The organism is Acidovorax radicis (assembly GCF_020510705.1).
In the GTDB taxonomy this organism is placed as follows: Bacteria; Pseudomonadota; Gammaproteobacteria; order Burkholderiales; family Burkholderiaceae_C; genus Acidovorax; species Acidovorax radicis_A.
In genome coordinates, this window is record NZ_CP075184.1 from 854,739 (window position 1) to 866,957 (window position 12,219).

Here is a 12,219-nt window from a genome sequence, read left to right on the forward strand (position 1 = left end):
CGGGCTCAGCCCGAACGGGTGGGGAAGAGAGGCGTCTGAGGTATGTGGAAAATTAGGTGTTTTTGACCTCTATCGATTGTCCATAAAGCGCTAGCAGCTATCAATTTTGTAGTTCGGATGGCGCTGTGCGTGCCAGGTAGTCGTCAGCGAACTGCACAAACCAGTCGATGCTGTCGGGCTGCGCCAGTGCGTCGCGGTTGAGCACCCGCTCGGCCGGGTGGCCCAGCAGCAGCTTCTTGATGGGCAGCTCCAGCTTCTTGCCCGTGATGGTCTTGGGGATCACCGGCACCTGCAGGATCTCATCGGGCACATGGCGCACCGACAGCGCGCTGCGCAGCGCCTGGCCGATGCGCTGGCGCAGTGGCTCGTCGAGCGTGGCGCCTGCGCGCAATTGCACGAACAGCGCCAGGTACGGCGGGCGGCCCAGGTATTCCAGATCCACCACCAGGCTGTCGAGCACATCGTCCAGCCCTTCGACCACGCGGTACAGCTCGGCCGTGCCCATGCGCACGCCCTGGCGGTTGATGGTGGCGTCCGAGCGGCCGTAGATGATGCCGCCCACGGCCTCGGGTCGGGCCACCAGCCGCAGCCAGTCGCCCTGGCGCCACACGGGGCGCTGTTCGGCGTCGTGAAAGGTGTCGAAGTAGCTCTCTTTGTAGCGCGTGCCGTCGGCGTCGCCCCAGAAGTACAGCGGCATCGATGGGAGGGGGCGGGTGCAGACCAGCTCGCCCACTGCGTCCATCACCGGCTGGCCCGCGTCGTTCCAGGCGTGCACGCTGGCGCCCAGCGCGCGGCATTGCATCTCGCCCAGGCGCACGGGCAGCGTGGGCAGCCCCACCAGGAAGCCCCCGGCAATGTCGGTGCCGCCGGACACCACGTTGAGCCAGAAGTCGTCCTTGACCTCGCGGTAGAGCCAGCGGTAGGCCTCGGGCGACAGCGGCGATCCGGTGGAGCACACGGTGTGCAGGGCCGACAGGTCTGCCTCCTGCCGGGGCACCACACCCGCCTTCAGGCAGGCGTGGTGGATGGCGGCGCCCACGCCGAAGGTGGTCACGCGCAGGCGGCCCACCAGGCGCCACAGGTGCGCCCAGTCGGGCTCGGCGCCCGCGCCGCCTGCACCGGTGACGGAGCCGTCGTACAGCACGATGGTGGCGCCGCCCAGCAGGCCCATGACGTGCGCGTTCCAGACCATCCATGAGGTGTTGACCGCCCACAGCACGCGGTCGCCGGGGTGCAGGTCGTTGTGCAGCACCATGGTCGCCAGGCTGTTGGCCAGCACGCCGCCGTGGCCGTGCACGATGGCCTTGGGCAGGCCCGTGGTGCCGGACGAATACAGCGTCCACAGCGGATGGTCGGGCGCTAGCGCCACGGGTTGCAGCGGGGCGTTGCCCGCCACCGCCTCGGCCCAGGGCACCACGGTGCGGGCCTGCGCCTGCGCCGGGGGCGTTGCCGCCGGGTCGAGGCAGGGCACCCAGACCACATGGCTCACCGTGGGCAACTGGTCCAGAATGTCGCCCAGCGCGGCGCGGCGGTCAAACGGCCTGCCCGCGTAGCGGTAGCCGTCCACGGCGACCAGCACTTTGGGCTCGATCTGGCGGTAGCGGTCGCCCACGCTCACGGGGCCCATGTCGGGCGCGCACAGCGCCCACACCGCGCCGATGCTGGCCGCTGCGAGAAAGGCCACCACCGCTTGCGGAATGTTGGGCAGGTAGCCCACCACGCGGTCGCCCGGCTGCACGCCCAGCGCCTGCAGCGTGTGCGCCAGCGCGCCCACCTGGCGGCGCAGTTCGGGCCACGAGATATCGACCGCGCCGCCGGACTCGCCCTCGAACACGATGGCCGGTGTGTGCAGTGGCGAGTCCGGGTTTGCGTGGCGCATCACGGTGTCCACCAGGTTCAGGCGCGCGCCTTCGAACCATTGGGTGGCGGGCATGGGGTCGTCCGAACGCATGCGGCGCGGGGCCTGGGCCATGGGCACGTCGAAGAAGGCCAGCAGCGCGCTCCAGAACGCTTCGGGTTCGTCCACCGACCACTGCCACAGGGCTTCGTAGCCGCCAAAGCGCAAGCCACGCTCGCGCGCGAGCCAGCCCTCGAAGGCGGTGATGAGGGCGCGCTCGCGGCGCGCGGCGCTGGGCTGCCAGAGCAGGGTGTCCGGGGTTTCGACAGGGGGCGAGGCTGTCAGGGGCAAGGCTGTCGGGGTGGTCATGAAACGGTTCTTTCGCCTTCTCTTCTCAGGTGTCCGCCGTGAAGCCAATGCTTTTGACGTGCCCCCGCCACTGCTCGGCCTCGGCGCGCAGCCGTGTGACCAGTTCTTGTGACGTGGACGAGCGCGCCGTCATGCCGAATTCCGCCAGGCCGCGCACGAAGTCCGGCTGGGCCACGGCAGCGCGCACGGCCTCGGCAACGCGCTGCACGGTGGCTGCAGGTGTGCGCGCGGGCACAAACACACCGAACCATTCGGTCATGTCCAGCGCAAAGCCCTGCTCGCGGTAGGTGGGCAGGTCGGGTGCGAAGGCGCTGCGTTCGGTGCCCGAGACGGCCAGCAGGCGCAGGCGGCCGGATTTGAGGTGCGGCAGGTAGCTGCCCAGCACCGTCGAATACGCCGGTATCTGGCCGCCCATCAGGTCCTGCAGCCCCGGCGCATCGCCCCGGTAGGCAATGTGGGTGAAGTCGATGCCTGCCATCTTGCCCAGCACGCTGCCCACCAGGTGCGGCGTGGAGCCCGAAGCTGGCGAGCCGAAGCTGACCTTGCCCGGGTTGGCCTTGGCCCAGGCAACAAAGTCCTGCAGTGTGCGCACGCTGTCGGGCACGGCCGACCCTACGGCCAGCGCAAACGGGAAGGTGCAGACCATGGACACGGGTGCCACGTCCTCCAGCGCGTAGGGCAGCTTGCGATAGGTGTAGGGGTACACGGTAAACGGGGAGGGCGGCGACAGCAGCAGCGTGGTGCCGTCAGGCACGGCGTCCTTGAGGGTGCTCACGGCAATCTGGGTGCCCGCGCCGGGCTTGTTCTCCACGAGCACGTTGGCGGCGTAGGTGCCGCGCAGTTTCTCGGCCAGGCGCCGGGCCACGTTGTCGGTGCTGCCCCCGGGCGGAAAGCCCACCAGCAGGCGAGCCAGGTCAGGCTGCTGCTGCGCGCGTGCGGCAGGGACGATGCCCGTGCCCAGCGCGGCCAGGCTGGAGAGTTGGACAGCGAACTGTCGGCGGGTTGTCATGTGTTGTCTCCTGATTTTTTGGTGTGCCACCGATGGGGTGCGGTGCGACTGTGCCGCAACGGCGCATGGGCTGCTTTCCAATTCCTGCGGTGGGTATCGCAAAGCTGCGGACCTAGGGGAAAACCTGGGCGTCGCGCGGCGGGGTGATGCCAGTTCAGGGCGACGGGGTGCGCTACGAGCGACGGTAGTCCGAAGGCGTAACGCCCCAGTGGCGGCGAAAGGCGTGGCTGAAGTGGGCCGCCGAGGGATGACCGGTGAGCAAGGCGATTTCCAGCAGGGGCTTGCGCGAATCGCGCACCAGCCGTGCGGCCAGCTCCATGCGCTGAAAGTGCACCCAGGCATGGGGCGTGGCGCCAAACGACACCTTGAAAGCGCGCGCAAAGTGAAAGGGGCTGAGCCCAGCGATGTCGGCCAGGCGGGCCACCGGCCAGGGTTCGTGCAGGCCGGCCATCACGGCCTCGGTCAGCTGGCGCATCTGGCGCGAGGTGAGTGTGGCGCCGGTGCGCGGGCGCTCGCTGCGCAGTGCGTAGTTTTCGACGAGGTGGATGGCAATGCCCATCGCGATGTGTTCGCCAAATGCGGGTTGCAGCGAGGCGTTGTTGTCCAGCGACGCGAGCAGCAGGTCGGCAAAGGCTGCGAGCACCGGGTCCTTGCGGCCAAAACACTGGCCCAGCGCCACGTCCTCGCCTGCGGCACGCTGCAGCCAGGCGGGGGCCAGGTCGATGTGGATGTTGTCGCGCACGGCCGAGCTGCGCCAGAAGCTCGGGGTGTCGCCGGGCAGGATCACCGCTTCGCCACGCTGCCAGAGCCTCTCGCCCACCAGGTCTCCGTGGCGTTGCAGCAGCTGCGTGGGGTTGCCCCGGCGCACCAGAATCACGCAGTTGCTGTGGGCGGGCACGTACAGGTCGCCCACGGGGCCCACCTGGTGCCACACCGCCAGCCCCTGCCATGGGCGCCCGGCGCTGGAGCGGTGAACGTGGTCCGGCAGCGCCTGCCAGGGGTGGTCCAGGCGCTTGTCGGCCAGCGCCTGCCAGTGCGCCAGGTCGAAACCTTCGATGGACGGTGGCGTGTGGCGGGCGGGGATGGGCAGCGTCATGGTGGAGGAGGGCCAAAAGACGCCTCAAGGGGCCTATCGTAGAGTGTTCCGGCACACGGCTCCCCCGTGTTTCCCAGGGCGCCCGTGCGCAGGCGGGGCTTGATTCAGCCGCTAAACTCCCCACCTTTGCGGCTCCGGCCCGGGCTGTCTGGCCTGCGGCGCCCTTTGCAATCCACAAGGCCTTCTTCCATGTCCCTCATCCCCGTCACCATCCTCACCGGCTTTCTGGGCGCAGGCAAAACCACTTTGCTCAAGCGCCTGCTGAGCGAAGCCCATGGCCAGAAGATCGCCGTGATCGAGAACGAGTTTGGCGAAGAGAACATCGACAACGACATCCTCGTGACCGAGTCCAAGGAGCAGATCGTGCAGATGAGCAATGGCTGCATCTGCTGCACCATTCGCGAAGACCTGCGCGAGACGCTGCAACTTCTGGCGGCCAAAAAGCGCAAGGGCCTGCTTGATTTCGAGCGCATCGTGATCGAGACCACCGGCGTGGCCGACCCAGGCCCGGTGGCGCAGACCTTCTTCATGGATGAGGAAATCGCCGAAACGTATCTGATCGACTCCATCATCACGCTGGTCGATGCCAAGCATGCGCCGCAGCAGCTCAACGACCGCCAGGAGGCGCGTCGCCAGGTGGGGTTTGCGGACCAAATCTTCCTGTCCAAGACCGACCTGGTGTCCAAGGACGAGACCGACGCGCTGATCCATCGCCTGAAGCACATGAATCCGCGCGCGCCCATCAAGGCGGTGCATTTTGGCGAGGTGCCCCTCAAGGAAGTGCTGGACCTGCGGGGCTTCAACCTCAATGCCAAGCTGGACATCGACCCGGACTTCCTCAAGGAAGAGGACGAGCACGACCACGGTCATGAGCATGACCACCACGATCATGCGGACGGCGAGCATTGCGACCACCCGTCCCACAAGCACGGCGATGGCCATGGGCACCACCATCACCATGACGACGACGTGAAGAGCTTTGTCTACCGCTCGGACCGCCCCTTTGACCCTGCCAAGCTGGAGGATTTTCTGGGTGCCATCGTCAACATCTACGGCCCCCGCATGCTGCGCTACAAGGGCGTGCTGAACATGAAAGGCACCGAGCGCAAGGTGATCTTCCAGGGCGTGCACCAGCTCATGGGCAGCGACCTGGGCCCTCAGTGGGCCGAAGGGGAAGCGCGCACCAGCAAGATGGTTTTTATCGGTATCGACCTACCCAAGGATATCTTCCTGCAAGGCCTTGAGCAAAGCCTGGTGTGACATTCGCTGGCGTATTGCCGGCTGCGGCGCGTCGAGGGGTTTGTGTTGTATCTGCAACGTTTTCGTTTGCACCCGCCGAGGTCGATACAATCGCGCCCCGGTAAAACCCCGGAAGGCTTGCCACCCGCCCTTGGCTGTGAAAACAGCTGGGGCCTGCCCGTATTGCGAGGAGACCAGGAAGTGAAAGCCGACACCAGCAAATCCAAGGGTGCCATCAAGGCAACCCCTACCGCGGCGAAAAGCGCCGCCGCCCCAGCGGCACCCAAAGCTGCTGCAAAGGCCACTGCCAAGGCTGCAGCGGTGCCCAAAACAACCGCCAGCCCCGCCGCAGCCGCTGCGGCGCCCGAAGTGGCCCAGGTGTTGCAGGCCGGCTCATTGGTGCCGGTGCGCACCACCCGGCCGTCTTCACGACTGGCCCAATTGACCGTACCATCCATGGCACAGGCAGTGGCTTCGACCGCTGCCAAGGCCAGTTACTTACACACAATGCCCACGACCGCGCAAGTGCACCCCACCTTCACGGCTGCCAAAAAAGACCCCAAGCTGGCGAACAACTGGAAAACCAAGTCTGCCGAAGAACTGACGGACGCCGAAGTTTTGGCCATGCCCGACAGCGAGTACATGAATGAAAAGCAGATGGCGTTTTTCCGCCTGAAGCTGGTGCACCTCAAGCAGGAAATCCACAACAGTGCGGGTGAGACCACCGAGCACCTGCGGGAAGACACCGTGGTGGTGCCTGACCCTGCCGATCGTGCGACGATTGAAGAAGAACACGCTCTGGAGTTGCGCACCCGTGACCGCGAGCGCAAGTTGCTCAAGAAGATCGAGCAATCCATTGGCCGTATTGACGCCGGCGACTATGGCTTTTGTGACGAGACCGGGGAGAACATCGGCGTGGGTCGACTGATCGCCCGCCCCACGGCCACCTTGTCACTGGAAGCTCAACAGCGCCGCGAACTCAAACAGAAGATGTTTGGGGACTAAGCGACACCTGCCCGATGATCACCATGCGCACCCCGCACCCCGAGCCATGAGCAAGGAAGAAACCCCACCTGGCGGACTGCTGTCAAAGGTGGTGCGGTTTGTGCGCAATCCCACGGTCAACTGGACCGAACTGGACTCCATCCAGGACGACCGGGAGAGCCAGTACAGCAAGCAGATGCTCAAGGAGATGATCGAGCGCAAGCGCCGCAACGATTTTGTGCGGCGCCGCGAGTTCGACCAGCTGCGCAAGCTGCGCCAGCGCGAGGTGCTGCAGGGCCATCGCGTGGAAGATGCCGCAGGCCGGCCTTCGTTCTTTCAAAGCAGCATGGCATCGCCCGACGAGCGGGCCGTCACGCTCAAGAAGATCGACGAGATCGAGGCGCAGATGTCTCAGCAATGGTGGAAGAGCAAGCAGGGCGCTGACGCCCCCACCCAGCCGGGTGTGATGCCAGAATCCAGCACCGAGACGTCTGACTCTGCCCACGCGCGGGCCTATGCGCCCACGGCTCCCGGCAGCCTGTCCACCCCCCTGGAAAACAAGGCGCCCGTTAAGCCCCTGTTTGCCGATGACAGCATGGCCATCGGCAAGTTTGGCGGCACGGATGCCACCATGCGTGCGGGTCACCAGGTGGGCGAAGCGTCATTCAGCCCCGAAATCCCCATGGCTGCACCCGCGCCCGTATTCGAACCGGAGGAATTCGTGCACGAACCCGACCTAGAAGAAGCTGCCATACGGTTTGCCAATGGCGACCATGCGGGTGCCGAGTCTGGCCTGCTCGAAGTGCTGGCACAGCACCAGCAAGATGAGCCCGAGCAGCAGCTCGAAATCTGGATGACGCTGTTTGACCTGTACCGTGCCATCGGCCAGCATGACCGCTTCGATACATTGGCCATTGATTTTGCGGCCCGTTTCAGCCGCTCTGCGCCGACGTGGTTCTCCATGCCTGAACAGTTGGGCATGGCCAAACCTGTGGCGGCAGGTGCCGCCTCAGCGGAGCCCGTGGCGCCCATGCGCCGCGATTTCAGCTGGAACGCCCCCGCGACGCTGGCGGTTTCGTCGGTGGCGGCCTTGCAGGCTTCTTTGGCCCGCTCCGCCGCTCCGTGGACGTTGTCTTGGTCGCGCCTGGTGTCCATTGACGAAGCTGCCGTGCCGTTGCTGGCCGATCAAGTGACCCAGTGGGCAGATCGCGATGGACAGTTTGTGTTTTCGGGCGTGGAAAAACTCAACGCCCTGTTGGAGACCAAGACGCAGTCTGGCGACCGGTCCAGCAGCCCTGAGTGGTGGCGCCTGCGCATGGCCGCGATGCGGCTCATGGGCAAACCCGACGAGTTTGAACTGGTCGCGCTGGACTATTGCGTGACCTACGAGGTGTCCCCACCGTCCTGGGTGTCGCCGCGCTGCGGGTATTCCGACAACGAAGGCGTGTCGTCGGGTTCAGCGCCGTTGGCTGTAGAGAGTGATTTTATGGCGTCCGATCTGGGTGATCAGTCCATGTCGGCGCCGCAGGATGCCAGCCCTGCCGCACAGCTCAGCGGCCATATCGACGGTGATGCCACGCCATTGCTGGCGCCGTTTGTGGCGCTTGTGCGCCCGGGCGTTCCGCTCGCCATTGCCTGCGACAAGCTCATTCGCGTGGACTTTGCCGCCGCTGGCTCGGTGCTCAACTGGGCGGCTGAACAGCAAGGGCAGGGGACCGTGATTCAGTTCCACAACCTGCACCGCCTGGTAGCCATTTTCTTCAACGTGATCGGCATCAACGAGCACGCCTGGGTGGTGCCACGCAAGAACTGACGCGCGGATGGGGTGTGGTGGGGCGTTTAGCCATTGCTTGTGCTCCACGGGCATTCGCCGGCCTGGTGCTGCGAGCGGCTTGAAAAAGGCTTGAAAAATGGGGGTGTAACCCTCATCTGCCCCAGCTATGGAATCATCAAAAGACAATCCGGTGTTTCATGGCACCACCATCCTGAGCGTGCGCCGCCAGACCCCTGAGGGCATTCAGGTGGCTATTGGTGGCGATGGGCAGGTCACTCTGGGCAACATCATCGTCAAGGGCACGGCACGCAAGGTCCGAAAGCTCCACCACGGCAAGGTGCTTGCCGGCTTTGCGGGCGCAACGGCCGATGCTTTTACCCTGTTCGAGCGGTTTGAAGCCAAGCTCGAAAAGCACCAGGGCCACCTTACGCGCGCCGCCATTGAGCTCACCAAGGACTGGCGCACCGACCGTGTGCTGCGCCGGCTCGAAGCCATGCTGGCCGTGGCCGATTTGAGTGCTTCACTCATCATCACCGGCAGTGGCGATGTGCTGGAGCCCGAGCAGGGCATCGTGGCCATTGGCTCAGGCGGTGCCTATGCCCACTCCGCCGCCAAGGCGCTGCTCAACCACACCGATCTGTCTGCACAGGACATCGTCAAGAAGTCCCTGGAGATTGCCGGTGAGTTGTGTATCTACACCAACATGAACCACACCATCGAGACGCTCTGAGCCGATGGGTCGCCCCGATGGGCGCTTTGGCAACGCTTGGGGGCACCACGGCGCGAACCGTCGCAGTGACAGCGATTGTGTTCTATTGCTCACTTTTTGATAGCTGTTTGCGCGTATGGATAAAGCGCTAGTGGCCACTTTTATATTGAATTCCGAAGGCAGACACACCATGTCGTCCATGACTCCCCAGGAGATCGTCTCCGAACTCGACAACCACATCGTTGGCCAGGCCAGTGCCAAGCGCGCCGTGGCCATTGCGCTGCGCAACCGCTGGCGCCGCCAGCAGGTCGAAGGCAGCCTGCGCCACGAGATCACACCCAAGAACATCCTCATGATCGGCCCCACCGGTGTCGGCAAGACCGAGATCGCCCGCCGTCTGGCCAAACTGGCCGATGCCCCCTTCATCAAGGTGGAGGCCACCAAGTTCACCGAGGTGGGTTATGTGGGCAAGGATGTGGACTCCATCATCCGTGACCTTGCCGAGATGGCCGTCAAGCAGACGCGCGCATCCGAGATGAAAAAAGTGCGCACCCTGGCCGAGGACGCAGCGGAGGAGCGCGTCCTGGACGTGTTGATCCCCCCAGCACGCGCGGGTGCAGGCACCGAGCCGGTGACGGACAACACGGCGCGGCAGGTGTTCCGCAAGAAGCTGCGCGAAGGCTCGCTCAGCGACAAGGACATTGAGATCGACGTGGCTGAAAACCGCCCCGCGCTGGAGATCATGGGCCCCCAGGGCATGGAGGAGATGACCGAGCAATTGCGCGGCATGTTCAGCCACATGGGGGCCGAAAAACGCAAGACCCGCAAACTCAAGATCCCCGAGGCTCTGCGGCTCATTGCCGACGAAGAAGCCGCCAAACTCGTGAACGAGGAAGAGATCAGGGCGCGTGCGATTGCCAACGCCGAGCAAAACGGCATCGTGTTCATCGACGAGATCGACAAGGTGGCCACGCGCCAGGAAACAAGTGGCTCGGACGTATCGCGCCAGGGCGTGCAGCGCGATCTGCTGCCGCTGGTGGAGGGCACCACGGTGTCCAGTAAATACGGAATGATCAAGACGGATCACATCCTGTTCATTGCCTCGGGCGCCTTTCATTTGTCCAAGCCCAGTGATCTCATTCCTGAGTTGCAGGGGCGTTTCCCGATCCGCGTGGAACTCGAATCCCTGTCGGTGCAGGATTTCGAGGCCATCCTCACGCAAACCCACGCGTCGCTGGTCAAGCAATACCAGGCGTTGCTGGCCACAGAAGGCGTGACGCTCGATTTTTCTAGCGAAGGCATCACGCGCTTGGCGCAGATTGCTTTCGATGTGAACGAACGCACTGAAAATATTGGTGCCCGCCGTCTGTCTACCGTGATGGAGCGGCTGCTGGATGAGGTCAGTTTCGATGCCACGCGACTGTCGGGCCAGACCATCACGGTCGACGGCCCGTATGTGGACGGTCGTCTGCAGACGCTGAGCCAGGACGAAGACCTTTCCCGCTACATCCTGTGACGAGGTCGCGGCGCCTTGAGAGGTCACTTTCATAGGCGTCCGTAAGTTCTTATTTTTGAACGACTTTTGGTGTTTTGGTGCCTGCAAAAACACGCCTAAGTTGTTGATTTCATTGAAAAACTTTGGTGGACGCCCTCTTGTTCGGTAGCCTTTTCCTGATACAGTGCAAAAAAGTGCAATTAAGTGGTGAAAAGTGCCCTTCGGGTCCATTATTGGGCCCTGAAGGTTTCAGAACAGAGTTGGGAATCGTCCGTGTTTCAAGGTGCCTCATCGCTAAGTCTCGATGCGAAGGGTCGGCTTTCTGTGCCGACCCGGCATCGTGACGTGTTGGCGGCCACCGCTTCGGGTCAACTCACCATCACCAAGCACCCGCACGGCTGCCTGATGGTTTTTCCCCGCCCTGAATGGGAGAAGTTCCGCGAGCGTATTGCGCAACTGCCCATGTCTGCGCAGTGGTGGAAACGCATCTTTCTTGGTAATGCCATGGACGTGGATATGGATGCCACAGGCCGCGTGCTGGTTTCGCCCGAACTGCGCGAGGCAGCCGGTATTTCCAAAGACACCATGCTTTTGGGCATGGGTAATCATTTCGAACTCTGGGACAAGGCGACCTACGACGAGCAGGAAGCCAAGGCCATGCAGGGCGATATGCCGGATGTCTTCAAGGACTTCTCCTTTTAAGGCCCGCCGTGACCCCTTCTCCTTTGCAACACACCACCGTCCTGCTGAACGAAGCCGTGGATGCCCTTCTGGCGGCCGCCGGCCCCGATCCTGCGGGCACCTGGGTGGATGCAACCTTTGGGCGTGGGGGGCATTCGCGCCTCATCCTGCTGCGGCTAGGGCCACAAGGGCGTCTTGTGGCCTTTGACAAGGACCCCGAAGCCATTGCCGAAGCAACGCGCATCACCGATGCGCGTTTTTCCATTCGGCATGAAGGTTTTCGCCATCTTGCAGACCTGCCTGCGGGCAGTGCTGCAGGTGTGTTGATGGACCTGGGCGTGAGTTCACCCCAGATCGACAGCCCCACGCGGGGTTTCAGTTTTCGTTTTGACGGCCCGCTGGATATGCGCATGGACCCCACGCGCGGCGAAAGCGTGGCCGATTGGTTGGCCACGGCCGAAGTCGGTCAGATTGCGGAGGTGATACGTGACTACGGTGAAGAACGGTTTGCTGGCCCCATTGCAAAGGCGATTGTTGCTCGGCGCGAGGAGCGGGGCCCCCTTGCAACCACTGCAGAGTTGGCCGATCTCGTGGCTGGCGCGGTCAAAACCCGCGAGGCGGGCCAGAACCCTGCAACGCGCACATTTCAGGCTCTTCGGATTTTCATCAACGCCGAGCTTGAAGAATTGCAACAAGCGCTAGAGGCCAGCCTGTCGGTGCTGCAGCCGGGCGGGCGGCTGGTGGTGATCAGCTTTCACTCGCTGGAAGACCGCATCGTCAAGCAGTTCATCGCCAAACACTCCAAAGAGGTGTACGACCGGCGTGCACCCTTTGCGGCGCCGCAGCCGATGAAGCTGATGGCGATGGACCGCATCAAGCCCAGTGCCGCAGAAGTGGCCGCCAACCCCCGTTCGCGCAGCGCGATCATGCGGGTGGCCCAGCGCACCGAGGTGGAATGATGAAGAACTCCCTGTGCCGCTTCACGCCTTCCCCTTTCACGGGAGCCGCGCTCTCGCTTTGGGGCGG

10 protein-coding genes are annotated in these 12,219 nt (G+C 64.0%); 7 read left to right on the forward strand and 3 right to left on the reverse strand.

Annotation, left to right across the window (positions count from 1 at the left end; genetic code table 11):
* Nucleotides 1-100: 100 nt before the first annotated feature.
* From KI609_RS03840 to KI609_RS03850, 3 genes are all read right to left on the reverse strand, one after another.
* Nucleotides 101-2,206: an acetoacetate--CoA ligase gene (locus KI609_RS03840; RefSeq protein WP_226447284.1), complete on the reverse strand. Its 2,106-nt coding sequence runs from the start codon at nt 2,204-2,206 to the stop codon at nt 101-103.
* Between the two features lie 25 nt (nt 2,207-2,231).
* Nucleotides 2,232-3,215: a Bug family tripartite tricarboxylate transporter substrate binding protein gene (locus KI609_RS03845; RefSeq protein WP_226447286.1), complete on the reverse strand. Its 984-nt coding sequence runs from the start codon at nt 3,213-3,215 to the stop codon at nt 2,232-2,234.
* Nucleotides 3,216-3,387: 172 nt separating this feature from the next.
* Nucleotides 3,388-4,311, reverse strand: coding sequence for a helix-turn-helix domain-containing protein (locus tag KI609_RS03850; RefSeq protein ID WP_226447288.1), 924 nt, complete (start codon nt 4,309-4,311; stop codon nt 3,388-3,390).
* 189 nt (nt 4,312-4,500) lie between these two features.
* Between KI609_RS03850 and KI609_RS03855 the strand changes: the two genes are divergently transcribed.
* The 7 genes from KI609_RS03855 (at nt 4,501) to rsmH (ending at nt 12,152) form a co-directional block, all read left to right on the forward strand.
* Nucleotides 4,501-5,571, forward strand: coding sequence for a CobW family GTP-binding protein (locus KI609_RS03855; protein WP_226447290.1), 1,071 nt, complete (start codon nt 4,501-4,503; stop codon nt 5,569-5,571).
* 180 nt (nt 5,572-5,751) lie between these two features.
* On the forward strand, nt 5,752-6,555 hold the full coding sequence (gene dksA, locus KI609_RS03860) for an RNA polymerase-binding protein DksA (RefSeq protein ID WP_226447292.1): 804 nt from the start codon (nt 5,752-5,754) through the stop codon (nt 6,553-6,555).
* 46 nt (nt 6,556-6,601) lie between these two features.
* The gene (locus tag KI609_RS03865; RefSeq protein WP_226447294.1) at nt 6,602-8,347 is read left to right on the forward strand and encodes an STAS domain-containing protein; all 1,746 of its coding nucleotides are present in this window, start codon (nt 6,602-6,604) and stop codon (nt 8,345-8,347) included.
* A gap of 127 nt (nt 8,348-8,474) precedes the next feature.
* The gene (gene hslV / locus KI609_RS03870; RefSeq protein WP_226447296.1) at nt 8,475-9,038 is read left to right on the forward strand and encodes an ATP-dependent protease subunit HslV; all 564 of its coding nucleotides are present in this window, start codon (nt 8,475-8,477) and stop codon (nt 9,036-9,038) included.
* A 169-nt stretch (nt 9,039-9,207) separates the two neighbouring features.
* Nucleotides 9,208-10,533 (forward strand): ATP-dependent protease ATPase subunit HslU, encoded by a 1,326-nt coding sequence (gene hslU, locus KI609_RS03875; RefSeq protein WP_226447298.1) that lies wholly within the window; start codon nt 9,208-9,210, stop codon nt 10,531-10,533.
* A 252-nt stretch (nt 10,534-10,785) separates the two neighbouring features.
* Entirely contained in the window at nt 10,786-11,214 is a 429-nt protein-coding gene (gene mraZ / locus KI609_RS03880) for a division/cell wall cluster transcriptional repressor MraZ (protein ID WP_057271900.1), read from the forward strand.
* A gap of 8 nt (nt 11,215-11,222) precedes the next feature.
* Nucleotides 11,223-12,152: a 16S rRNA (cytosine(1402)-N(4))-methyltransferase RsmH gene (rsmH, locus tag KI609_RS03885; protein ID WP_226447300.1), complete on the forward strand. Its 930-nt coding sequence runs from the start codon at nt 11,223-11,225 to the stop codon at nt 12,150-12,152.
* Nucleotides 12,153-12,219 lie beyond the last annotated feature (67 nt).

Coding starts and splice junctions, on each gene's coding strand:
- KI609_RS03865 (WP_226447294.1), top strand. CDS start 6,602: ATGAGCAAGGAAGAAACCCCACCTGGCGGACTGCTGTCAAAGGTGGTG.
- KI609_RS03850 (WP_226447288.1), bottom strand. CDS start 4,311: ATGACGCTGCCCATCCCCGCCCGCCACACGCCACCGTCCATCGAAGGT.
- KI609_RS03855 (WP_226447290.1), top strand. CDS start 4,501: ATGTCCCTCATCCCCGTCACCATCCTCACCGGCTTTCTGGGCGCAGGC.
- KI609_RS03840 (WP_226447284.1), bottom strand. CDS start 2,206: ATGACCACCCCGACAGCCTTGCCCCTGACAGCCTCGCCCCCTGTCGAA.
- KI609_RS03845 (WP_226447286.1), bottom strand. CDS start 3,215: ATGACAACCCGCCGACAGTTCGCTGTCCAACTCTCCAGCCTGGCCGCG.
- hslV (WP_226447296.1), top strand. CDS start 8,475: ATGGAATCATCAAAAGACAATCCGGTGTTTCATGGCACCACCATCCTG.
- hslU (WP_226447298.1), top strand. CDS start 9,208: ATGTCGTCCATGACTCCCCAGGAGATCGTCTCCGAACTCGACAACCAC.